This window comes from Sulfuricella denitrificans skB26, from assembly GCF_000297055.2.
Taxonomy (GTDB): domain Bacteria; phylum Pseudomonadota; class Gammaproteobacteria; order Burkholderiales; family Sulfuricellaceae; genus Sulfuricella; species Sulfuricella denitrificans.
In genome coordinates, this window is record NC_022357.1 from 1,346,579 (window position 1) to 1,371,844 (window position 25,266).

The window sequence follows — 25,266 nt, forward strand, 5'->3', positions numbered from 1 at the left end:
ACTGGGGTGAAGTAAGCGGAGTTTCGTGGGATAATCAAATTACATAAATCCCCAGCCTGTCGGGGGTAGTACCAGTTTAGGTAGATAATTACATTACTTTAGGGAGCGAATCATGAGTATCGTTGCGGTTGTTGGTCTGGGCTATGTGGGATTACCTCTGGCAGTGGAATTCGGCAAAAAAATCGAGACCATCGGTTTCGACTTGTCTAGCGAGAAAGTAGAAAGCTACAAACGCTTCTGTGACCCGACCGGTGAAATGAGTGGTGACGACCTGCGCGCCGCTACCCAACTCACGTTGACCACCGACCCTGCACTGATCGGCAAGGCCGACTACATCATCGTCGCCGTGCCCACCCCGGTGGACAAAGCGCACCAACCCGATTTCAGCCCACTGGTCAGCTCCAGCACCAGTGTTGGCCGACACATGAAGAAGGGTGCCATCGTTATCTACGAATCCACAGTCTACCCTGGCGCCACTGAAGAAATCTGCGTCCCCATCCTGGAAAAGGAATCCGGCCTGAAATGGAAGCAGGACTTCCATATTGGCTACTCCCCGGAGCGGATCAACCCTGGCGATAAAGAGCACACCGTCACAAAAATCCTCAAAGTGGTCTCCGGTGACGATGCCGAATCTCTGGAGAAAGTCGCCCAGCTCTACGAAATGGTCATCATCGCCGGGGTGCATCGTGCATCCAGCATCAAGGTAGCCGAAGCCGCCAAAGTCATCGAAAACACCCAGCGCGATCTCAATATCGCCCTCATGAATGAACTCGCCATCATCTTCGACAAGCTCGGCATCGACACCCTCGAAGTCTTGCAGGCGGCGGGTACAAAATGGAACTTCCTGCCCTTCCGTCCCGGCCTCGTAGGCGGCCACTGCATCGGCGTGGACCCTTACTATCTTACCCACAAGGCCGACATGCTCGGCTACATCCCGCAAGTTATCCTGGCTGGCCGGCGCATCAACGACGGTATGGGAAAATTTATCGCCGAGCAGACCGTCAAGCAGATGATACAGGCGGGTAGCCACGTCAAGGGTGCCAAGGTGATTGTGCTCGGGCTCACCTTCAAGGAAAACTGCGGCGATTTGCGCAACTCCAAGGTGATAGACATCATTAACGAACTCAAAACCTACGGCATCGAGGTGTTGGTACACGAGCCAATAGGCGATGCCAGTGAAGCCAAGCACGAATACGGCGTCAGCCTCACAGCCTGGGACAAGTTGCCGCAGGCTGACGCTATCGTGGCCGCTGTGGCACACAAGGAATTCCTGGAGCGGCCACTGTCTGACTTTCTGACCAAGCTGAAACCGGGCGGTGCCTTCATCGACGTCAAATCTGCCTATGACAGCAAGGCCCTGCGCGATGCCGGCCTGACTGTCTGGCGCCTGTAAGTATCCTGAACTCCCTCTCCCGCTTGCGGGAGAGGGTTTGGAAGAGGGAAATCACAGTGCGTTGAACACACTCAATATAACGATAAACCAATGACAAAATATCATGAACTCAAACAGCACCTTCAGGGCAATTCGCATGCTTGGCTGATCACTGGCGTAGCCGGGTTTATCGGCTCCAATCTGCTGGAAACGCTGCTTAAGCTAGACCAGAAAGTGGTCGGGCTGGACAACTTCTCCACCGGTCACCGCCATAACCTGGATCAGGTAGAAGCACGGGTCACCCCGACGCAGTGGCAGAGTTTCCGCCTGATCGAAGGAGATATACGTAACCTGGCAGATTGCACTGCGGCATGCTACGGCGTCGATTACGTGTTGCACCAAGCCGCGCTGGGCTCCGTGCCGCGCTCGCTGGAAGATCCCATCCTGACCAATGAAAACAATATCACGGGGTTTCTCAATATGCTGGTGGCAGCGCGGGATGCGCAGGTGCAGCGTTTTGTGTATGCGGCATCCAGTTCCACCTACGGCGATCATCCTGGCTTGCCCAAGGTAGAAGACCTGATCGGCAAACCGCTTTCCCCCTATGCCGTAACCAAGTACGTCAATGAACTCTATGCAGACGTATTTGCCCGTTGCTATGGTTTCAAAACCGTTGGCCTGCGTTACTTCAATATTTTTGGTCAGCGCCAGGATCCGGCAGGGGCCTATGCCGCGGTAATCCCCAAGTGGGTTGCCAGCATGATCAAAAACGAGTCGGTATTTATCAACGGCGACGGTGAAACCAGTCGCGACTTCTGCTACATCGACAACACCGTGCAGGCCAACCTTCTGGCCGCCACCACCGACAATCCGGACGCAGTGGATCAGGTTTATAACGTGGCGGTAGGTGATCGTACCAGCCTGAACCAGTTGTTCGAAGGCATTCGAATCCTGCTCGAACCACGCTTCCCGCACCTGAAAGACTTCAAACCCACCTACCGGGACTTCCGTGCCGGCGATGTGCGTCATTCTCTGGCGGATATCAGCAAAGCCCAAAACCTGCTGGGATATGCCCCGACACATCGCATCGACGAGGGACTCAAGGAAGCCATGGATTGGTATGTTAGAGATCTGACTGGTTAACACAATATATTAATCATTGAGGAAAAAGAATGACTATAAGGGCTTTGTCTTTATCTAAATTTTTCATGCGCACTATGACAGGCATTATTTTTTTTCCGCTTGTCTTTTTAGGTCAGTTGACAGTAGGTCACGAAGTTGCGTTGTTTCCTCTTTATATGATTCCAGTTGCGCAATTCTCCTGGGAGTTTGGCCGGAAGGGGCTTGCCATAAGTGTTGTTTTGGCCGTGTGTCTATGGATATTAAGCAGCAGCATGTCTGGACAGGAATACAGCGAGGAATGGCTTCGCTATTGGAACGGTCTGATTCGTGGCATCGTATATTTTTTGGCTGGTTTTTTTATTCTGATGTTCAAACGCACCCTGGAAACGCACCGTCAACGAATGGAAGCGATGCGTGCCTTGCTTAACGTTTGCCATGGCTGTGGTGCAGTTCAAGGGAGTGATGGGCGATGGATACCCATGGATGAGCTTCTGTCCTCCACTGTTTCTCACCAATGTGAATGCCCGAAGTGTTCGCAAGTCGCTAAGGATTGACTTATGCAGCTTCGCATTTTGCACGTAATTGCATCGGTAAATCCAACAGGTGGAGGCCCTATTGAGGGTGTCAAGCAGCTAGCCAAAATCAATGAGAACTATGGCCACAAGATCGAAATCTTGAGTCTTGACGACCCGGCCAGCGAATGGGTGGGAAAATTTCCGCATCCCGTGCATGCCATGGGTCCGGCTTCCAAAATATTTGGTTATACACCCAGGCTTGTGCCATGGCTTCGTGCTAACGCCCACAATTATGATGTCGTGGTGGTGAATGCCATCTGGGGTTATAACTGTTTCGGCACGTGGCTGGCGCTACGCAAATCGAGCTTACCCTATTATGTCTACACGCACGGCATGCTTGATCCGTGGTTCAAGTACAGATATCCGTTAAAGCACCTTAAAAAGATGCTGTATTGGCCTTGGGGGGTCTATCCTGCCTTGCGTGATGCTCGCGGAGTGATGTTCACCTGTGAGGAAGAGCGTATGTTGGCTCGGGAGTCCTTCTGGCTCTACGATTGCAATGAAATTGTGGTCAATTATGGTACCCCCGGTGCGCCAGATCAGAATAAAGACTATGGGGCACCCTTTCTGGAAAAGCACCCCGAACTGAAGAATTTCAGACGTTTTGTTTTCCTCGGCCGCGTGCACCCTAAAAAAGGGCCGGATATTCTCATAGAGTCGATCGCTAAATTGCGCGACAAGGGGTTGTGGGATATGAAAGGCATGCGCCTTATCATGGCAGGCCCGGTTGATGGGCCTTATGCCGAGTCCCTTAAGTCCCTAAGCCGACGTTTGGGAGTCGATGAATGCATTTATTGGACGGGCATGCTGTTAGGAGATGACAAGTGGGGGGCATTGCAATGTTCAGAAGCATTTGTGTTGCCATCGCACCAGGAAAATTTTGGTATTGCTGTTGCTGAATCGCTGTCAGTCGGAGTGCCTGTCTTGATTTCCAAGGCAGTCAATATCTGGCGTCCAATTGTTATGGACGGTGCGGGATTGGCCGAAGAAGATACCGTGCCAGGCTGCGTTGCCATGTTCGAACGTTGGTTCAGTATGGATACAACTCACCGTGAACTTATGCGGAGCAAATCGCACGAATGTTTTGCCTCGCGCTTCACTTCGCGAAATGCGGCGATTTCATTGCTGTCGAATATTTATCAGGTCATCTACGCAGAGAAACATGAATCTTCGAGAGGGGATGCCTTGAGAACTCATGCTGTCCGATAAGTGGCAGTCTTGCTTAACCAGGGTTACTGAGAGGAAGCACAGCAAAGAGGGTGATTTTTTATCGAACGGAATCGGGCTGTAATATGAAGTGGGTATCATGGGAACCATTGGTCATCGAAATGAAAACCAGACCGCTTTATTTCGTATCAATTACAAAAGAGACAGAATCTTTTTGACAGGGGTAAGTTCAGAAATTCACTCCCAGCCAGTGGGACGCTGCAGCAGGACAATGAACTTGGCGCGGGCTGTACTCAATATGATGAAAAGCTGTAGGCATGAAAACCACTCATTGGAAGACAAAAGGCGCAGGGAAGCTCAGTATGCGAATTAAGAAAGCATTATCTTTAAGGGTTACCGTTTCGACTTTGTTGATTGCGTTGTTGATACAGAACGCTACAGTTGTCAACGCTGGCTCTCTGCTGTGTTCGGATAAACTGGCTCAAGCTGCGGTGCCTCAAGATGCTTTTTATTTGCCAGTAAATAAAGCACTACAGTTGGGTAGTGCATTAAATGAACATGGCGTTGTGCGGTTGGACCCAAATGGTGATTACACGCGCGCTTTCCCGATTAAAATGAAATCGAATCAGGCTTTGTATGGTTTGGCTGGTACTAAAGTGCCTGACATTGTCATATCCGCTGGCGCAGAGAATGTTATTGTCAGCGATATCCATAATGGAAAAATTGTTTTTCCAGCTTCTGATCTTGTTACCTCGAGAAATTGTTTTAATCGTATACGAACTTCTATAGAAATAAAACATGCCAAGCTGGAGAACAACCTGTTCACTGACTTCCAGGGCGGGATTATTAATATCGATAATTCTAAAAGAGGTTATATACGCAACAACCGCTTCATCAAAACGATGACCCACACCGCATGGCCTGCCCTGACAATCCTGGGAAACAGCACTGAACCCTCTTACGGCAATCACTTTGTCTGGACTAATATTCTGGGTCCTATGGGGGACAGTATTATTATAGACCAGCAAAAGAATATCACCTTTACCGGGATAGATATTGAGTCGTGGCAGATGAAGGCCCCTATGGACTACCCTGCAGCAATCAATGTCTCGAATACCGACTTTCTCAGCATATTCATGCCACATGGCGGTAATCTTCGCATTGAGAGTGCGCAATATTTTAACCTTGATGCGAAAAAAATATTTCTAATGGGTTCGTTTGTTAAGACTCAATCAATGCCAGGCTTGATCTTGGGAAAGCATGTTCAGGAGTTACTGGCAATTAATACCCTTGAGATAGGCCACAAGGCAGAAAATGCAGAAACCAAAGTTACTGAATTATTCAAAAATAATGAGCCTAAATTGTTTGATAATTGGAAAATTGCGGAGAACAATCAACTGTCTTCATTATCCCGGCCTGCGATAAATGAAATTCTACGACAAGAAAAAGTTGTTTATAAAAATTGGGAGAAACCAAAATTTTTGAAAATACCCAATCCGCTTGGGCCAAACAGCCAGAACATTTTGAAGGTTTATGAAAATGCTTCTGAATCGATTCAGTCACTTATTGACCGTCAAAATATTGCAAAGTTAGAGCCTGGAATCTACTATCTGTCGAAATCAATTGAATTAAAAGATGGTCAAGGAATAGTTGGTGCAGGTCAGGATAAAACTATCCTTGTTGCCAATAGCAGCGACATGGACCTTATTGTCGGAGCTAATCATATTAACCATGAATTAAAATCAACGTGGTTTGTGTTGGCGGATTTAACACTACAGGGTGGCAGGAACGGCATACATCACGATACTGAAGGGTCAGGGGGCGGAGCCCAATATCATCGAAGTGTCCTGTCGCACATTACGTTTCGAAACATGAGTAACGCTGCAATCTTCCTGGATAGCATATACGCTTGGGATAACAATTTTTTGGACAATATTAATTTCATAAATTGTGGGACAGCTATAATGCAGCGGCCAAACACCTTGTATAAAGGTGGTGATGTGCCTGGTACGACCTATATGGATAAAAATGTCTGCTACCGCTGCCAGTTTGAACACAATACCATTGCGCTCGATATGCCTGGAAAAAGGGGTAATGGGCTTAATGCGTTCATCGACAGCCAATTTAAAAACAATGGCAAGGTGATAAGTGCCATTCACCCACTTTCAAACTTTTTCGCCAATTCTATATTTATTGATAATCAGGGCAACCCGGCATTTGAAACCAATAAAAGTCTAGGCTTCGTGCACACGGATTTTACCCAGACAATAGCCGGGAGTCTTTTTCAGCGTTACACACTTTGTAATGGGTGCAGTTTTGATATCAGGCAGCTGGATGCAAGCATTCTTACAGACAGGAAAGACCAAAAGGCCGAGCTCAATTTTTTCATTAACAGCAAGGTAGGTCTATCTGTTTCCAAACGGATGCACTCGGGGTTGATTCTCGATAGTTCAAACAATGACCCTGCGGAAATGCTGGGTCTTTTCATCAACAACAATAAAACAACCCCGCTATTTACGCTGCAGGAAGGCAGGTAGGGCAGTAATTATGATAATTAGTCACCCCACTGGAAATCAGAATGTTAGAAATGCAGCCTTGGCGTTCCATCTTGCTAATTCCCTCGAGCGTTTTTACACAACGGTAGCATGGCAAGAGGACTCCCGATTCGCAAAGATACTTCCTCGCTCTGTTCTGGCGACGCTTCGGCGCAGGGAGTATGGAATGTTGCCCAAAGAAAAAGTGTCGACTTACCCAATAATAGAGGCCTGCCGCCTGCTGGCTAAAATTCTAAATATTGACGCCTTAACACGGCATGAAACGGGTCTGTGTTGCGTTGATGCTGTTTACCATAACCTTGACCGGAACGTAGCTCGTCAGATATCTAAAATGGGGTCGGTGGAAGGTGTTTACGCTTATGAAGACGGGGCACTAGAAACTTTTCAGACAGCCCGAAAAATGGGAGTTACCACCAACTATGAGATTGCTAGTGCTTATTGGCGTGCGGCAGTCAATATTTTTCAGGAAGAAGCAGAGCTTAATCCTGAGTGGGCCGTAACCATAGCAGCGCTGAATTACAGTACTGAAAAACTCAATCGTAAGGATGAAGAAATTGCACTTGCCGACAAAGTTATTGTGGCAAGTAATTTTACCGCCAGCAATTTGACGCTGGGCAATTTCGCTAATAAGGATGTTGTGATAATTCCTTACGGTTCACCCACACCAATTCAACAGGTAATTCCTGACAAAGATAATTCACGAAAGCTGAAAGTATTGTTTGTAGGTAATCTTAGCCAGGGAAAGGGGATTTCTTATTTGTTTGGTGCTAGCGATCTCCTTAAAGATAAAATTGCACTGACCGTTATTGGGAGTCGGAATCAAACCTGCATCCCATTGGACCGGCAACTTGAGAAGTGCCGTTATTTTCCCAGTCTTCCGCATAATGAAGTACTGAAGGAAATGCGGTGCCATGATGTATTTGTTTTTCCCTCGCTTTGGGATGGCTTTGGGTTGGTTATTCTGGAAGCCATGTCGCAAGGCATACCTGTTATCGCTTCTACAAATTGCGGTGGGCCCGATGTGATCACCGATGGCAAAGATGGGTTTATCGTACCGATTCGTTCCTGCGAAGCAATTGCGGAAAAGTTGGAAATACTCGCCAATGACATAGACCTGCTTAATCAAATGAAAATCGCAGCTCTCGAAACGGCCAAGCGATATTCATGGGCACGGTATCAATCTGAACTGGTGAAACATGTTATCCAATAATGTCAGCAATACCATTGCGAGCGACATTAGCCAGAAATCAATTGTCGTTAACAAGTCTGAAAAAGCCAGAAGAAAAGTAGTTAAATATGTCTTCTGGATTTACTGGCTTTTGCTTTTTGAAGGCGCATTACGGAAATGGGTGTTCCCCGAGCTTCAAGAACTCATATTCTTTGCACGTGATCCAATTGTTTTGCTGGTCTACTTTGTCGCGTGGCGTTACCACATTGTTAAACGTGATGGGTTATTAACAGCAGGGGTGATTATAGCTTTCATTTTTATCCCTCTGATGTTTGTACAAATTGCTATTGTTGACATGAATATCTTCACGCTGGTTTACGGTTGGCGCATGTATTTTATGTACTTGCCTTTGATGTTTGTTATCAAAGATGCCTTCAACCATGAAGATATTTACAAGCTAATCAGGCAGAGTCTTTACGTATCTATACCGCTGTCAGTGCTGGTTTATTTTCAGTACATCTCCCCCCCGCACAGTTTCATCAACCAGGCTTACAGTACCGGGCACGTCTTCATCGTTGCAAATAACATTGTTCGAACAACGGGTACGTTTTCGTTTACTGCGGGACAAACCATGTTTTCCGCAAGCTTGATAGCCATGATTGTTTTCGCCTGGCTTTATCGAAAGAGTGCACCTCTTCTTTCCTTGCCTTGGCTTGTCATGGCCACGGGTTCTTCGGTTACGACATTACTGTTAACTGGCAGTAGAACGGCATTTTTTTTAGCCGGTCTGGTAGTGTTGGCAACTTTTTTCGGGCTTTCATTTACCAAGGGTATTAAGCGTAAACTCACTGGTGCTCTATTACTGTTTTTTTTGTTGTGCGTAGGTGCGTTTTTATTCATGGGGCCATTTAAAGATTCGTTTGATGCCCTTTCCACGCGCGTTGATCAGGCAGATAAATCAGAAGGCACCGCGAATCGAGCATTTTCACCTTTCACTGAATTTTTTGATGTCGTTCTTGAAGCTCCCCTTGTAGGGTATGGGCTTGGTTTTGGCACTAGCGGTGGTTCCAAACTGGCGCTAGGAAAAACGACTATAGTCTTGCCTGAAAATGAGTGGCCTCGGGTCGTCATGGAAGTTGGCCCTGCCTTTGGGATTTTATATATTGGGTACAGGGTGTTTTTTACCTTGATAATTTTTGGGCAATGCATCCGGTGTGCGCGCACAGAAAACCTGCTTCCAATGATCCTTTTAGGATTTATCGGTTTCTATATGCTTGCTGGGAACATTACAGGAACCGGCACAATACATGGTTATAACTGGATATTTGTCGGTTTGGTGATGGCTGCGGCCAGAAAGCAAACCCAGAGACAGGTGGCCATTAGTAGGAATAGGGGTGCTTCCTGCTGACTAGAATAATATAGCGCGGCACTACTTAAAATTAATTTGACTTTGATGAGCGCTAAATGAGCACTAAACGTAGAATCATACACGGCATTGGTGCGAATGGTTTCGGGCAAGCGGTCACGATATTAATCCAGCTTGCCAGTGTTCCTATCTTGATCCATGCCTGGGGTCTTCAGCTATATGGGGAATGGATTACGCTGTCGGCTATTCCCTCCTATTTGGTGTTAAGCGATATCGGGCTTAGCCTCGTGGCCGGTAATTCGTTGGCCCTGATCGCTGAAAAGGGTGATATCCGGCAAATGCAGACCATATTCCAGAGCACCTGGGTCATGGTCAGTTCCCTGTCAATTGTTGTATTAATCCCTGTGGTGGTCATTGTCTGGTTTATAGAGCCAGGCCAATTTCTTGGCTTAACGAAAATCACCGGTGGGACATTAAGTATCACCCTGCTGCTTTTATTTTCCCACGTCGCCTTGAGCATGCAGACAGGTATTTTGCAGCTGCCATTCAGGGTGCTGAAAAGAAACCCATTTTCTGTTGCTGCCGTCAATGTCATCCGGTTGATGGAGTGGGTTGTGGCAACAGTTGTCGTATTAACTGGAGGGGGGGTTGTTGAGGTCGCGGTGGCTTTCCTGCTGGTCAGAATGTTGGGCAACGTCAGTTTGTGGCTAATACTTGGCAGGAGTGGATCTCCTCTGCGGATTGGGATTAGTCATGCCAGTCTGCAGACAATAAGAATGCTGCTACGCCCCTCATTGGCATCCATGTGCTTTCCGCTGGGCCTGTCTTTTACCATACAGGGATTTATCCTGCTTGTCGGCGGTATGGTCGGTTCCATTGGGGTGGCGGTGTTCAGTATCTATAGAACTTTCACGCGAGTGCCAATCCAATTGGCAACTGCAATTAATCAAGCAATATGGCCGGAATTATCTTATGCCTTTGGTGCCAACGACATCGATAAAGCCAAAAAGCTGGTTACCAAAATGCTGCAATTCGGAATCGTATTAAGCATAGTGTCCGCATTGGCAGTTTATTTTCTGGGTGAAACCGTCATCGATTTGTGGGTGACCAAGGCGCTTGCGCATAACTCTCTATTGCTAATAGGGCTCACACTCGCAGCGTTAGTCCATATTCTATGGCAACCTTTCTGGGTTGCGCTGATGGCAACTAACAAACATACCCGATTTGCGTGGTACTTCTTGGCTATATCGGCACTGTCCTTATTATTGGGCTGGGTGTTCTTGTTGGCCTTTGGATTGACGGGTGCTGGTTATGCAATATTACTGGCTGAATGCTTAATGTTTGCCGCCGCTTTTTTTTCATATAACCGTTATTTCAGGGTGGCTGCGAATGATTAGTTACCTATCATATTTGTTTCGCCACAGAATCAGAGAAACACCCTTCTCATATCTATGGTTTAAAGTGTGGGCAAAACGTGTTGTCAACTTGAATGGATTGATCCGTATCCTTTACAGAGTCTATCGCCTGTCGTTAAAGGGTGCTGAGATTGGAGACCTTTCTGTCATAGGTACAGTGGAGTTAAACGGGAAAGCGTCTAATTTGAAAATGGGCCGAGAATGCGTGCTGGGTAGCCGTGTGCACCTGGCGCTACACGACAGAATCGTGTTTGGGAATAATGTGGTTGTCAATGATGGTTGCATTCTACTAACTGCAAGTCACGATATTGACGATCCGGACTGGAAGCATGTCAAAGCGCCAATCGTTGTGGAAGACTATGCCTGGATCGCCACCAACGCCATTATTTTACCCGGAGTCAGTATCGGGTATGGTGCTGTGGTGGGGGCGGGTGCGGTGGTCACTAAAAATGTTCCGGCTTATAGCGTGGTGGCTGGGAACCCAGCACGAATACTTAAACAAAGAGCGGCAAGGCAATTCTCGTATTCGACGGTACGATTTCTGGCTCCTATCGAAGCGTGGGTTGGAATCCGTGATGGCATTAATTAAGTTAGCTGTAAAACGTAATCATAGGGGGAGTTCATGGTGTCAAATAATATTGATGAAGTAGAGCTGCAGCGCAACTATTATGCTGAAACAGCGTGTCGGTATAACGAGATGCATGTTGACGGGGAGGATGATGAACATAATTTCGCGTTGTCATTTATGGAATCAGCACTGAATTATCTGGGGGTTAAGTCAATTCTTGATATTGGTTCCGGAACCGGTAGAACGTTACTCTACTTGAAAGATAAACGGCCGGATATTCGCATTGTGGGAATCGAGCCGGTCAAAGAACTGCGAGAGATAGGATATAAGAATGGGATAGCTCCGACCGACTTGGTGGGTGGTGATGCGCTTAACCTTCAGTATAAAAATGGCGAGTTTGATTTGGTTTGTGAGTTTGGTGTTTTACATCATATTAGAAGACCAGAGATTGTCGTATCAGAAATGCTTCGTGTAGCCAAGAAGGCCATATTTTTGTCTGATAGTAACAATTTTGGGCAAGGGTCGGCTATCGCACGAAATGTAAAACAGATTATTAATTTGTTGGGGTTATGGCGAGCAGCAGATTTTATAAAAACAAAAGGTAAGGGATATACGATTTCAGAAGGAGATGGTCTTGGCTATTCATATTCGGTGTTTGATAACTATGAGCTAATAAGGCAGCAGTGTAAGAGTATTCATTTGTTGAATACCAAGGATGGGCAAATTAATCCCTATAAAACGGCAAGCCACGTGGCACTTTTGGGTATCAAGCGTTCTTGAGGGCTGCTTGTGGCAGGGTGGTTCTTTTTAGCACTGGTGTATTATGAAATTTATCTTCCCTTTCAAGGACGTGTCAAAATTATTACTACTTCTTTTTGCTGTTGTGGTTCTTGCCGGTTCCGGATACCGAGATACTGATGTACGTCTTTCGCGTTGGTTTGCCAATGGGTTAGCTGGAAAAAAAATCTGTTTTGTGGGTGACAGCACGACATCCAATGCAACCATGCTCTTCAAGGAGCTTAATGATTTTTATGCGAAGGAAGGCGAGGCTCTTTATGGTGTCGAATCTATCCTGAATTATGGAGAAAATGGTGCAAGTCTGTCCGAGTTTCTGAGAGACAGAGTGACTTATGGATTAACTGCCTCAATTGCAGCGCAGGCAGATCTTTATGTTATTAGCTATGGCATCAACGATGTAAGGTTAGGTCAAACAACCGAGAACCAACTTGTCTCTAGGCTAACGTCAGCTGTTAACAGCATCCGGGCAGGGGTGCCTAATGCGGATATCGTTCTCAGAATGCCGAATAGTCTTCTATCAGTAGACATTAACGGATACGGTTTTGTTAAACCCAATAATAATGCACAGGCCTATTCCACGCTGCTACGAAATGCTTATAAGCGACTTGAAAATCAATGGGATAATGTGGTTGTGCTCGACACTCAAGACAGGGTTTTTGGTCAGGTATCACCCCCTTCGTCTACAAACATGAGCGATCAGTTGCATCCATCATCGACGGGATACATATTGTCAGCAAAGGTTCTGGTTGATTTAATTGGGCAAAAACAGCCCTATGATACAGCGCAGGCGGCCAGAGCTCGAGTATCAAAGCCATCTGCTCCATATACCCTTTACTCCAGGGCGGTAGAAGATCCAAGCTATTATGATTTAGTGGCAACCGGGCGATGGGTTGCATCCAGCATAGTTGGCGTATCCAACGGGTATGTTGATTTCGACTGGCCTAAAAATAAATCCGGAGATATTCGTTGCGGAGATATCTTGCAGATGGCCAGGAATCATGCATTCTCTTTGCCCTCGAATTGCACTATTGCTCCAATAGGCCAAAATACTCGGATATACAACCTTGGCCGATCGCTGCCGCCTATTACGATGACTGGTGGGACGGTCAATATTTGGAGAGCGAAATAGGAGTAATGGTGTGTGATCATAGGAAGGGTCTGGTGAGCAAACAGTTAGAACGGGATGAGAGGGTGTTGCAATTGATCCAAACCTATGAAGAAGACAAACAAGAACAATTAGCAGATTCGAAAGCGATCTGCTGGGGGATGGTTAATTAAATGCGCATATTGCATCTTATTTCTTCGGTGAACCCCGAAGGTGGTGGCCCGATTGAGGGCGTCAAGCAAATTGCGCGGATAGCTGAAGGGGCGGGCTCCATAGTGGAAGTGGCATCTATGGATGACCCTTCTGCGCCCTGGTTGGCCGCGTTTCCGTTTAAGGTGCATGCCCTGGGGCCACCCCGGTTACTTAGCAAAAGCATACATTATGCCTACGCGCCAAACTTGATTCCCTGGTTGCAGGCGCACCACAAAAACTATGATGCGATAATCATAAACGGTCTATGGCAATATCATGGCTTTGCTGCTTGGCGCGTATTGCATGGCAGCAAGACGCCTTATTTTGTTTTTACGCATGGCATGCTGGACCCATGGTTCAAGCGAACCTACCCATTCAAACACCTCAAGAAATGGCTTTACTGGCCTTGGGCTGAGTATCGTGTACTTCGGGATGCAAAAGCGGTTTTGTTTACATGCGAAGAAGAGCGGATTCTTGCACGGCAATCCTTCTGGCTATATCGATGCAATGAAGAGGTGGTGGGTTACGGAACCTCCGCACCGCCGGGGGATGCGGCACTCCAGCGCGAGATTTTTTTGAATGATTATCCTGAGCTTCGCAATAAAAGACTGTTGTTTTTTATCAGTCGTATCCACCCCAAAAAAGGCTGTGATCTGTTGATCGAAGCGTTTTCGCGAGTGGCGAAGGCAGATCCCTCGTTGCACCTTGTCATGGCAGGGCCTGATCAAATAGGGTGGCAAGCGGAACTTGAGGCCACAAGTAAATTGCTGGGAATCGCGGAACGTATTACCTGGACGGGCATGTTGTCCGGAGATAAGAAATGGGGAGCATACCGGGCAGCGGTGGTATTCGTGCTCTCATCCCATCAGGAGAATTTCGGCATTGTGGTTGCAGAGGCATTGGCATGTGGTTTGCCGGCTCTGATCTCCAAACGGGTCAATATCTGGAGGGAAGTCGAGGCAGAGGGGGCAGGCATTGTCGCCAACGATGATCTGGATGGTACGATAGGCATGCTGAAAGAATGGCTGAATATGAAACCGGAAGATCAACAGAAAATGAAGCAGAATGCGCTGATATGTTTTACCAAACACTTTGAAATAAGTGCGGCTGTAAAGAGATTGTATTCGGTACTGTCCAGATAATGAGATTGGGGAGAAAGTGAGTTCAAGCAATCAGGGGCTGCCTGACCCGTATCTTTCGGCTAGCTTTTCATTCAAGAATCGGCTTATGCGTTTTATGTGGGGTATCGTGTACGCAATTTTTTTTCGGCCGTCGCCGAGACCTTTTCACGGTTGGAGGGCCTTTTTGTTGCGTTGTTTCGGCGCCAGGCTGGGTAAAGGTTGCCATATTTATCCCCAGGCCAGGATTTGGGCGCCGTGGAACCTGATTTGCGACGATGTAGTGGGTGTGGCCGATGAGGCGATTATTTATAATCCAGAACCGATTTATCTGGGATCTCACAGTGTTATTTCGCAACAAGCCTATTTGTGTGGGGCGAGCCATGATCCCGATGATCCGGCGTTCCCGTTAATAGCCAAACCTATACGTATTGGAGCATATGCCTGGGTTTGCTCGCGTGCTACGGTCCAACTTGGGGTGAATATGGCGGAGGGTGCCGTTTTAGGTTTGGGTGGTGTCGCAACAAAAGATATGGAGCCGTGGTCAGTATATGGAGGTATTCCGGCGCGAAAAATAAAGAATAGGGTTCACCATGAGAATCTTTAGTTCGATGGTGGATATAGGAATATCGATGCCATTTTGCTCAATGAATATTTATGGAACAAAGTTATTATGATTTCTGTACTGATTCTGACGAAAAACGAAGAGAAAGACCTCCCCGGTTGTTTGGAGTCGGTAAGCTGGTCAGATGATGTCCATGTGTACGATTCCAATAGCACTGATAGAACGGTGGAAATCGCAAAATCCGCCAATGCAACGGTCACTCAAAGGCCATTTGATAATTGGGCGGCTCACCAGAATTGGGGGCTCCAGAATATTTCATTTAAATATCCATGGGTTTTCTATATTGATGCGGACGAGCGGATGACGCCGGAATTGATTCTGGAAGTCCGTAAAGCGGTGGAGAATCCAGGTGAGAATGTCGCCTTTCGCATACAGCGGCGTGATTTTTTTATGGGGCGCTGGCTCAAGCATGTGCAAACTTCGCCTTTCTACCTTCGCCTTTTTCGTCCGGAAAAAATGCGGTACGAAAGGTTGGTAAATCCGATCTCTATCCCTGATGGCCCTGTTGGGCAAGTGAGCGGTTATCTGGATCACTTCCCTTTTGGCAAGGGAATTTCGCATTGGGTAGAGCGTCACAATTCATATAGCACTTTTGAAGCGCAGCAAATTGTGAGTAATCGATCGAATAATGAAAAATTTAGCCTATGGAAGGCATTTTTCGAGAAAGATTTTCATAAAAAACGATATCATCAAAAGGAATTGTTTTATCGGCTTCCTGCGCGGCCCTTGATAAAATTCACGCTGCTGTATTTTCTGAAGCGGGGTTTTCTGGATGGCCGTGCCGGGTTTACTTATTCGGCACTGCAATCAATCTATGAATATATGATTGTTCTCAAATCGCGGGAGCTGGAGCGGCACAAGCAGGGTCTTCCCATATAACATAAGAATGGTTGTCGAATGCGGATCCTGATCAATAGCATCAACTATTCCCCGGAATTAACCGGGATTGGCAAATACACAGGCGAGATGGCAGAATGGCTGGCCGAACAGGGGCATGAAGTTCGTGTAGTTACAGCACCGCCATATTATCCAGCATGGCGAGTTGCCAAGGGATATTCCGCTGGCTGGTACAGGCGGGAAGTTGTGGCTGGGGTAGCTGTCTTCAGGTGTCCACTGTGGGTTCCAAAAAAACCTACAGGTCTGACCAGGATATTGCATCTGTGCAGCTTTGCCATGAGTTGTTTTCCACTTATGATCTGGCATGGCCTGATTTGGCGGCCGAATATCGTGTTTACGATCGAGCCGCCGCTGTTTTGCGCCCCAGCGGCCTGGATGGCGGCACGACTTGCGGGCGCTAAAGCCTGGCTGCATGTGCAGGATTTTGAAGTGGACGCGGCATTTGAGCTGGGGATATTGCGCTCCAGAAAGTTGCGTTCTGCTGTGCTGGCAGTAGAAAAATGGTTGCTGCGGCGGTTCGACAGGGTTTCCAGCATATCCATACGCATGGTCGAAAGACTGGCTGGCAAGGGCGTGGATAGCAGCAGAAGGGTATTGTTCCAGAACTGGGTGGATACTTCGGCAATTTACCCTCTGGATAACGTAGAAGGTTTCCGGCGGGAACTGGGGATTCCGGAAGATGTGCAAATCTTGCTTTATTCTGGAAACATGGGGGAAAAGCAAGGGCTGGAGATTTTGATAGAGGCGGCCAAAATGCTGTCTGAGCGCCGGGATATGCTTTTTATTCTTTGCGGAGAGGGCGCATCCCGGCAAAGATTGATGGAAATGTCTGAGGGGCTCGGGAATGTTAAATTTTTCCCGCTACAGCCGATGGATCGGCTCAATGAGCTGTTGAACCTGGCGGATATCCATTTGCTGCCTCAGCGGGGCGATGCAGAGGATCTGGTGATGCCGTCCAAGCTGACGGCAATACTTGCAAGTGGCCGGCCAGTGATTGCAACGGTACGTGAAGGCACGCAAATTGCCAATGTGGTGAAGGATTGCGGGATTGTGGTCAATCCAGGGGATGTCTCTGGATTGCGTGATGCGATTGTTACACTGGCTGGGGATTCTGGGCGGCGTTCTAGCCTGGGGAAGGATGGAAGGGAATATGCAGTTCGCAACTGGAAGAAAGATAATGTTTTACGTCAGGCATTCCCTGTGAAGTGATTGAATGTGACGAAATTGATGAGGCCGTGAATGATGAATGATTCGGGTAATGCAGTAGTTGTATGGCGGCCGACTTTGTGGATTTGGCTGGTTGGTGCTGTTCTGTGCCTGTTAACCGGAGTGATCTATTTCGAAGGCCTGAAGGCGCTGGTCGCGATGTGGGACACAAAGGAAGAATATAGCTATGGCTATATGATCCCTTTCATTACGCTGTTCCTCATTTGGCAGCGCAAAGATCTTCTTGAGCGAATTGATTTCAATGGCTCCTGGGCAGGGTTTGTATTGGTACTGGTTGGCTTGGCGCTGTTCTTGCTCGGTAACCTGAGCACTTTGTTCCTGATCGTTCATTACTCTTTTCTGGTGGTTGTGTTGGGCTTGGTGCTGGCATTCTGCGGCTGGCAGGGCTTCAAGATCGTTGCCGTGCCATTGCTTTTCCTGGCTTTCATGATCCCGTTGCCGTCATTTTTGCTTACGGAACTTTCCACTCGCTTGCAGTTTATATCCTCCGAGATTGGGGTCTGGGTCATTCGCCTGTTTGGTATCAGTGTGTTCCTGGAAGGGAATGTGATCGATTTGGGCAGCTTGAAATTGCAAGTGGTAGAGGCTTGCAGTGGTCTGCGATATCTATTCCCGCTGATGACTTTGGGATTCATCTCGGCTTACTTTTTCAAGGCGGCATTCTGGAAGAGGGCTTTTGTATTCCTTTCATCAATTCCGGTTACAGTGCTGATGAACAGTTTTCGAATCGGCATAATCGGCGTGACCGTGGAGTATTGGGGTAAGGAGATGGCTGAGGGTTTTCTGCACGATTTTGAGGGATGGGCCGTGTTCATGGCTTGTACCGCGGTTCTAGTCGTTGAAATGTGGGTGCTTTCCAAAATTGGAAATAAGCGTCTGCCTCTGCGCGAGGCGTTCGGGCTGGAATTGCCTGCGCATACGCCTGAAGGTGCCCAAGTGAGGAGTCGTGAGCTTACCAAACCTTTTCTGTCAGCGCTGTTCGTGGTAATGGCGGTGTCCATAGTAACCATGCTCATGCCGGAACGTGTCGAGGTTCCACCGCAACGCAAGGATTTCTCTACGTTTCCACTTGAGTTAGGTAGTTGGAAAGGTAAAGATAATCGCCTGGAGCAGATTTACCTGGATGCATTGAAACTAGACGACTATCTGCTGGTTGATTTTTCAGAAGAGCCGGGTAAGCCAGTCAATTTATACATGGCTTATTATGCTACACAGCGCAAGGGTGAATCGGCTCATTCGCCACGTACCTGTATTCCGGGCGGCGGCTGGACAATGGTAGGGCTGGCGGAGCATGTTGTGGAAGGGGTAACCATGAACGGTCGTCCGCTGGTGGTAAACCGCGCGGTGATTCAATTGGGTGAACAAAAGCAGCTGACGTACTATTGGTTCCAGCAGCGTGGGCGCGTGATTACCAATGAATATCTGGTGAAATGGTTTATTTTCTGGGATGCGCTAACGCGTAATCGCACGGATGGCGCGTTGGTCAGGCTGGTGGCGCCAGTAATGCCGGGCGAGGATGTTGCGGTAGCGGAGCAGCGGTTGCAGCGCTTTCTCAAGGAGGCGGCTGGTCAGTTGAGTAGCTTTGTGCCTGATTAATGATGTTGCGGGGTTTCCCCGCTTTCTCAAAGGGGGTGGCGGTGCATCTATGCGATTCAACTTTATTAGTAGTAGGTTTTGCAAAGCTTGATCACGAGGTTAATTACATCGCATATTAGGTAGTTAGTGGGTGAGTTCATAAAAGTATAATAAGTTGCCCTTAATATATTGGGTGACATACGGGAGGGCTCTTGAATTTTCTTTTTGTATTGCTGACCGCTTTGCTTGTCAGTATGGCGATCATTCCAATCATGATCCGTCTGGCGCCGGTGCTGGGAATGGTCGATCTACCTGATCCGCGCAAAGTTCATTCTGTACCGATTCCTCGTGTGGGCGGGATTGGTATCGTGCTTGGCGCGCTGATTTCCATTCTGTTGTGGGTGCCGATCAGTTCTGCCATCGCTTTTTATCTCTTCGGCTCGGTCGTGCTGCTGATTTTTGGTACCTGGGATGATTGCCGGGAACTGGGCCATTACGTCAAGTTCATCGGGCAGTTTGTTGCGGTCATCGGCCTGGTTTATTTTGGCGATGTCTGGGTAGCCTTGGTGCCGTTTATGGACGATCCGCTGCCTGCATATATTGGCAAGCCGTTCACGGTGGTTGCTATTGTTGGCATGATCAATGCGATTAACCACTCCGATGGCCTGGATGGATTGGCGGCTGGTGAGTCGATGTTGAGTCTGGCATGCGTCGCCTATCTGGCATATGTCGCGGATGGTATCGCGGTGACGTTGATCGCCCTTGCGGTGATGGGTGGGGTGTTTGGTTTTCTGCGTTTCAACACGCATCCCGCACGCGTGTTCATGGGGGATTCTGGCAGCCAGTTTCTTGGGTTTTCGCTGGGCGCGCTTGCGGTGATCCTGACCCAGCAGACCAACACGGGTTTGAGCATGGCATTGCCAGCACTGATTCTTGGGCTGCCGATTGTGGATATTCTCGCGGTGTTTGCTCAGCGTGCTTATCAGGGGTTGAACTGGTTCAAGGCGACCAGGAACCATATCCACCATCGCCTGCTTGATCTGGGTTTCGATCATTATCAGTCGGTCGTGGTTATTTACGCTATCCAGACGTTTTTTGTGCTTAGCGCTCTGGCGTTACAGTATGAGGCTGATGCCGTCCTGCTGTCTCTCTACCTTGGTGTATGTGCTCTGGTATTTGTCCTGCTTATTCTGGGCGAGCGCACTGGCTGGCGGGTAAATCGGCATGGTTCAGAATCCCGATTGAGCCGGTTTGTTTTGTCACTCAAGAGCCATCCATTATTTAGCACGGCACCAACCCTGTTTATCAGGATAACGGTCCCCGCTTTTTTTGTTATCGTTAGCTTATGGGTCGGCGATGTGCCGCGCGATTTTGGACTGACTGGGGTTGCTATTGCGGCTGTCTTGCTGGTGGCGATGCTGTTCGATCGCGTGCAGAGCAACGCCTACCTGGTGCGGATTGCCATTTATGGTACGGCTGCCTTTCTTGTTTATCTGACTCATCAGTACACTTCGCAGTTGCCGGAAGATTTTCCCGAACTACGCTGGGCGTATTTTGTTGCGCTGGCCTTGGCTATTGTCATCGTGGTGCGCTATGTGCACGACGTCGATTTCCGTTCGACGCCGATGGATTATCTGGTGGTGTTTCTGGTCATTGCCAGTGGCCTGTTCATGGATGGGGCTTCTGCGGACTCAGCATTCGGCGAGATGGTGATCAAGGGGGTGATTTTGTTCTACGGCTGTGAAATCATCATTAACCGTGGCAACAAGTTCTGGGGCAGGGTGCTGAATATTTCGGTGATGGCGGCTTCTGGTATTCTGGGTGCCAAGGGATTGCTGCAACTTTGATTAGTGGGATTATTCGATACAGGAAAAATAATATGCAAAAGGTAGCGCTTATTACAGGTATAACAGGGCAGGACGGGGCTTATCTGGCAGAGTTTCTGCTCAAAAAGGGTTATATCGTACATGGCATCAAACGTCGTGCATCGTTGTTCAATACCGATCGCATCGATCATCTTTACCAGGATCCGCATGTTTCTAACCGGAATTTCATTCTTCATTACGGGGATATGACGGATTCTAGCAGCCTGATTCGGATTATTCAGCAGGTGCAGCCGGATGAAATCTACAATCTGGCCGCGCAGAGCCATGTGGCGGTTTCGTTCGAGGAGCCGGAATATACGGCCAACTCTGATGCGCTGGGGGCGCTGCGGGTGTTGGAGGCGATCCGGATACTGGGGCTGGAAAAGAAAAGCCGTTTTTACCAGGCATCCACTTCAGAACTTTACGGGTTGGTGCAGGAAACTCCACAAAAGGAGACGACGCCGTTTTACCCCCGTTCGCCCTATGCGGTGGCGAAGCTTTATGCCTACTGGATTACCGTTAACTATCGTGAAGCGTATGGCATGTATGCCTGCAACGGGATTTTGTTCAACCACGAATCACCTGTTCGTGGCGAGACTTTCGTTACGCGCAAAATTACTCGCGCGCTGGCGCGTATCAAGCTGGGTTTGCAGGATTGCTTGTTCCTGGGGAACATGGATGCCAAGCGCGACTGGGGCCACGCTAAGGATTACGTGGAAATGCAATGGCTGATGCTGCAACAGGATCACGCTGAAGATTTCGTGATTGCGACGGGTGTGCAGTACAGCGTACGTGATTTTGTCGATGCGGCTGCGGAAGAATTGGGGATTAAAATCCGCTGGGAGGGTTCTGGCGTTGATGAGAAGGGTTATGACGCTGCCGGTAAGTGTATTGTTTCGGTCGATCCCCGCTATTTCCGCCCTACCGAGGTGGAAACGCTGCTAGGTGATCCGACCAAGGCAAAAACCAAGCTGGGATGGACGCCTAAAGTGACCTTCAAGGAACTGGTCGCTGAAATGGTGCGCGAAGATTTGAAAGCTTCTGAGCGGGATGATCTATGCCGGCGTGAGGGCTTCAAAACGTTTGATTACCATGAGTAACGCCATGCAATTCAGCGACAAGATCTATGTGGCCGGCCACCGCGGGTTGGTGGGTTCGGCGCTGATGCGCCGCCTTGAAAAGGGCGGTTATTCGAATATCGTGACGCGCACGCATGCCGAACTGGACTTGAAGGATCAGCGGGCGGTAACAGAGTTCTTTGCGCAGGAGAAGCCGGACCACGTGTTTCTGGCCGCTGCCAAGGTGGGGGGGATTGTTGCTAACAACACCTATCCGGCGGATTTTATCTACCAGAACCTGATGATCCAGAGCAACGTGATTCACGCAGCCTATTCTAATGAAGTGAAGAAGCTGCTGTTTCTGGGTTCAAGTTGTATCTACCCGAAGTTTGCTCCTCAACCCATGAAGGAAGAGCATCTGCTGACGGGCGTGCTGGAGCCGACCAACGAGCCCTATGCGGTTGCCAAGATTGCCGGCATCAAGATGTGCGGCGCCTATAATCGCCAGTACGACACCAATTTTATGAGCGTGATGCCGACCAACCTGTATGGCTTGGGAGATAATTACGATCTGCAGAATTCGCATGTGATGCCAGCGCTGATCCGCAAGATGCACGAAGCCAAAATACGTGGAGATGCGCAGGTTAGCGTGTGGGGCAGCGGTACCCCACGACGCGAGTTTTTGTACGGCGATGATATGGCTGATGCCTGTGTCTTTCTGATGGAAAACCGGAATGCGAATGATACCGGAGAATTCGTCAATATTGGTGTGGGGGAAGATATAACCATCCGTGAGTTGGCGGAACGAGTGGCCAAGGTGGTGGGTTTCCATGGTGAACTGGTATTTGATTCCAGCAAGCCGGATGGGACGCCGCAGAAACTGCTGGATGTGACGCATTTGAACAAATTGGGATGGCGCGCGAAAACCGCAATGGATGAGGGTATCGGGAAGGCTTATCAGGATTTTATGCGGCGGTATGGCGCGTAATCAGTTAAATACACGCTGAGAAAAATATTTGTTTCGTATTTTAAGGAAGCTCTTGGAGGAGTGACATGAAGTTCAACAATAAACCATCCTATTTGCTTGCGATGCTGCTGGCTATTTCCATTTCCATGTCAGGTTGCGGCGGCAAGGCGGAGCGTCAAGCCAAACACCTGGAAAAGGGTAAGGCTTATCTGGAGCAAGCGGATTACGACAAGGCCCGGGTCGAGTTCAAGAACGTACTGCAGATTGATCCCAAAAATGCCGACGCTTATTACATGAGCGGTGTGCTGGAGGAGGAGCAGAATAACTGGCCGAAGGCTTACGGTAATTATTCGAAGGCCTTGGAATTGAATCCCGAGCATCTTGACGCCAAAGCCAAGTTGGGAAAAATTTATTTGTTGTCCAATGATGCCGTCAAGGCGGAAAAAATGGTCAACGAGATTCTTGCCAAGAAACCGGCGGATCCTGCGGCACATACTCTGAAGGCGGCGCTGATGGCACGTAAGGGTGATGAAGCCGGCGCTATTCAGGAAGCCAGCCAGGTCGTTGTGGCGGACCCCACTCAGTTTGAAGCGGTGAGTTTGCTGGCAGCGCTTTACACCAAGAAGGGCGATGAGGCGAAGGCGAAGGAAGTGCTGGAGAAGGGGATTAAGGATAATCCCAGGAATGTTTCTCTGCGCATGAGTTTGGTGTCCATTGCGACCAAACATAATGACATGGCAAGTGCAGAGAAACAGTTGATTGAGATTATCGCAATCGATCCGAAAAAACTGGAATACCGGATTACCCTGGCGACTTTTTATGCGCGTACGAACCAGGTAGACAAGGCTGAAAAATCGCTGCGCGACACCATTCAGGCCGATCCAGAAGACGAGACGCGCTACCTGTTATTGGCGGAGTTTTTGGCAACCCGCAAGGGGCCTGAGGAGGCAGAAAAAGAATTATTGTCTGTCATTCAGAACAAACCCAAGGCATACAAGGTGCGTTTTGGCTTGGCCAAGATTTACCAGGCCACGAACAAGCCTGAGAAATTGCGTCAACTGTATCTGGATATCATCGATCTCGACAAGACCGGACCGGAAGGCTTGAAGGCAAGGAATCAACTTGCTGAAATGGAAATGCAGGCTGGCAAGAAGGATGAGGCAGAGAAACTGGTTGCTGAAGTGCTGAAGGAAAATCCGAAGGACAACCAGGCGTTACTACTCAGAGGGAAGATGTTGCTGGTAAAGGGCGATGCCAAGGGCGCCATTGCCGATTTCCGCAGCTTGCTCAAGGATCAGCCTGATTCGGTGGATCTGCTCGGGCTACTGACTAAGGCACATCTGGCGAATAAGGAGCCGGAGTTGGCCAAGGAAACATTTAACAATGCGGTTTCCAAATTTCCCGATAATCCGAATGTTCGGATGGCCAGAGCTGATTTCCTAGCGTCTTCCCAGGATTATGATGGGGCGTTGAAGGATGTCGATGCTGTTATTACGGCGGATCCGAAGAATTTGCATGCTCTTCAGGCAAAAGCTGAACTGGAGGCGGCCAAGAAGGACTGGAGCGCTGCCGAAAGCAGCATGTCCAAACTCAAGGCGGCATCGCCTGATCAGCCGGTTGGCTATTACCGCCTGGGCCTGATTTATCAGGCGCAGAAGAAATTCGATCAGGCTCTGGCGGAATTTGAGCTGGCGCTGAGTAAATCGCCCAAGTCCATCGAACCTCTGACTGCGATGGTCAATGTACTGGCGGTTCAAGGCAAGACAGACAAGGCGGTTGCTCGCATCAATCAGGCGATTCAGGCGACGCCCGATAATTTCATGGCGCATCTTCTGCTTGGCGGAGTCTACGTCAGCCAGAAGAAATACGCGGAAGCCGAGGGGGCGTTCCGCAAGGTTATCCAGCTTAATCCGAAGGTATCCGCTGCCTATCTTGATATTACAAGTCTCAACTTGGTGCGTGGCGATGTTAAAGCTGCGATACACTCCTTGCAGCAAGGGCTTGTTGCGATACCGGGCGATGCCAGGATGTCCATGTCGTTGGCGGAACTCTATCAGCGGTCTGGTGATAATGACAAGGCGATTGCTGAATATGAAGCCGTACTGAAGAAAACCCCAGGGATTGAGGCTGCGGCAAATAACCTGGCATCCCTCCTTACCGAGAAAGGTGATAAAGCCAGCCTGGACAAGGCGCTGGAACTGGCCAAGCACTTCGAAAACTCGGCCACCCCAGCCTTCGTTGATACGCTGGGCTGGATTTACTACAAATCGGGTCAGAATGATCAAGCTTTGCCGTTACTGCAAAAAGCTGCGGACAAAGCGCCTCAGGCTGTGATCTTCCAGTACCACCTGGGAATGGCCTTGTACAAAAAAGGCGACATGAAAGCAGCGAAGACCGCTCTGCAGAAAGTGGTTGATTCAAAAGCCAGCTTCCCGGGTATTGAGGAGGCTAAGGGGGTGCTGGCCAAGATTTGATTTGTCCATCGCCCGGAATCGCTGGTTACTCCCTCCCCCGTAAGGGGGTGGGTATCG

At 48.7% G+C, this 25,266-nt stretch carries 20 protein-coding genes; all 20 read left to right on the forward strand.

The window, feature by feature from the left end; genetic code table 11:
• Positions 1-112: 112 nt before the first annotated feature.
• On the forward strand, positions 113-1,393 hold the full coding sequence (locus tag SCD_RS06615; protein ID WP_009205885.1) for a nucleotide sugar dehydrogenase: 1,281 nt from the start codon (positions 113-115) through the stop codon (positions 1,391-1,393).
• A gap of 90 nt (positions 1,394-1,483) precedes the next feature.
• Positions 1,484-2,515, forward strand: coding sequence for an SDR family oxidoreductase (locus SCD_RS06620; protein ID WP_009205884.1), 1,032 nt, complete (start codon positions 1,484-1,486; stop codon positions 2,513-2,515).
• A 29-nt stretch (positions 2,516-2,544) separates the two neighbouring features.
• Positions 2,545-3,048 carry a hypothetical protein gene (locus SCD_RS06625; protein WP_021035816.1) on the forward strand — a complete coding sequence of 168 codons (504 nt, stop codon included), beginning with the start codon at positions 2,545-2,547 and terminating at the stop codon, positions 3,046-3,048.
• A gap of 3 nt (positions 3,049-3,051) precedes the next feature.
• The gene (locus SCD_RS06630; RefSeq protein WP_009205882.1) at positions 3,052-4,278 is read left to right on the forward strand and encodes a glycosyltransferase; all 1,227 of its coding nucleotides are present in this window, start codon (positions 3,052-3,054) and stop codon (positions 4,276-4,278) included.
• Between the two features lie 275 nt (positions 4,279-4,553).
• Positions 4,554-6,773, forward strand: coding sequence for a hypothetical protein (locus tag SCD_RS06635; protein ID WP_009205881.1), 2,220 nt, complete (start codon positions 4,554-4,556; stop codon positions 6,771-6,773).
• 184 nt (positions 6,774-6,957) lie between these two features.
• Positions 6,958-8,001, forward strand: coding sequence for a glycosyltransferase family 4 protein (locus tag SCD_RS06640; RefSeq protein WP_009205880.1), 1,044 nt, complete (start codon positions 6,958-6,960; stop codon positions 7,999-8,001).
• Positions 7,988-9,367, forward strand: coding sequence for an O-antigen ligase family protein (locus SCD_RS06645; RefSeq protein WP_041673369.1), 1,380 nt, complete (start codon positions 7,988-7,990; stop codon positions 9,365-9,367). Before SCD_RS06640 ends, SCD_RS06645 begins: the two co-directional genes overlap by 14 nt.
• 56 nt (positions 9,368-9,423) lie before the next feature.
• Entirely contained in the window at positions 9,424-10,722 is a 1,299-nt protein-coding gene (locus SCD_RS06650) for a lipopolysaccharide biosynthesis protein (RefSeq protein WP_009205879.1), read from the forward strand.
• Positions 10,715-11,329: an acyltransferase gene (locus SCD_RS16985; protein ID WP_009205878.1), complete on the forward strand. Its 615-nt coding sequence runs from the start codon at positions 10,715-10,717 to the stop codon at positions 11,327-11,329. Before SCD_RS06650 ends, SCD_RS16985 begins: the two co-directional genes overlap by 8 nt.
• A gap of 33 nt (positions 11,330-11,362) precedes the next feature.
• Positions 11,363-12,088 (forward strand): class I SAM-dependent methyltransferase, encoded by a 726-nt coding sequence (locus tag SCD_RS06660; RefSeq protein WP_009205877.1) that lies wholly within the window; start codon positions 11,363-11,365, stop codon positions 12,086-12,088.
• A 43-nt stretch (positions 12,089-12,131) separates the two neighbouring features.
• A complete protein-coding gene (locus SCD_RS16080; RefSeq protein ID WP_009205876.1) occupies positions 12,132-13,235 on the forward strand; it encodes an SGNH/GDSL hydrolase family protein in 1,104 nt (367 codons plus the stop codon).
• Between the two features lie 149 nt (positions 13,236-13,384).
• On the forward strand, positions 13,385-14,545 hold the full coding sequence (locus tag SCD_RS06670) for a glycosyltransferase (RefSeq protein ID WP_009205875.1): 1,161 nt from the start codon (positions 13,385-13,387) through the stop codon (positions 14,543-14,545).
• 163 nt (positions 14,546-14,708) lie between these two features.
• Positions 14,709-15,128, forward strand: a complete 420-nt coding sequence (locus SCD_RS16085) for an LbetaH domain-containing protein (RefSeq protein ID WP_232504438.1) — start codon at positions 14,709-14,711, stop codon at positions 15,126-15,128.
• Between the two features lie 66 nt (positions 15,129-15,194).
• A complete protein-coding gene (locus tag SCD_RS06675) occupies positions 15,195-16,025 on the forward strand; it encodes a glycosyltransferase family 2 protein (protein ID WP_009205873.1) in 831 nt (276 codons plus the stop codon).
• Positions 16,026-16,043: 18 nt separating this feature from the next.
• Complete coding sequence (locus SCD_RS06680) at positions 16,044-17,252, forward strand: glycosyltransferase WbuB (RefSeq protein WP_041673371.1); 1,209 nt, start codon at positions 16,044-16,046, stop codon at positions 17,250-17,252.
• 30 nt (positions 17,253-17,282) lie between these two features.
• Positions 17,283-18,866 (forward strand): VPLPA-CTERM-specific exosortase XrtD, encoded by a 1,584-nt coding sequence (gene xrtD, locus SCD_RS06685; protein WP_009205871.1) that lies wholly within the window; start codon positions 17,283-17,285, stop codon positions 18,864-18,866.
• Positions 18,867-19,057: 191 nt separating this feature from the next.
• Positions 19,058-20,692, forward strand: coding sequence for a glycosyltransferase family 4 protein (locus tag SCD_RS06690; protein WP_009205870.1), 1,635 nt, complete (start codon positions 19,058-19,060; stop codon positions 20,690-20,692).
• A 32-nt stretch (positions 20,693-20,724) separates the two neighbouring features.
• Positions 20,725-21,810 (forward strand): GDP-mannose 4,6-dehydratase, encoded by a 1,086-nt coding sequence (gmd, locus tag SCD_RS06695; protein WP_009205869.1) that lies wholly within the window; start codon positions 20,725-20,727, stop codon positions 21,808-21,810.
• A gap of 4 nt (positions 21,811-21,814) precedes the next feature.
• Positions 21,815-22,756, forward strand: coding sequence for a GDP-L-fucose synthase (fcl, locus tag SCD_RS06700; protein WP_021035821.1), 942 nt, complete (start codon positions 21,815-21,817; stop codon positions 22,754-22,756).
• Positions 22,757-22,821: 65 nt separating this feature from the next.
• Positions 22,822-25,209, forward strand: a complete 2,388-nt coding sequence (locus SCD_RS06705; protein ID WP_009205867.1) for a tetratricopeptide repeat protein — start codon at positions 22,822-22,824, stop codon at positions 25,207-25,209.
• Positions 25,210-25,266: the final 57 nt, after the last annotated feature.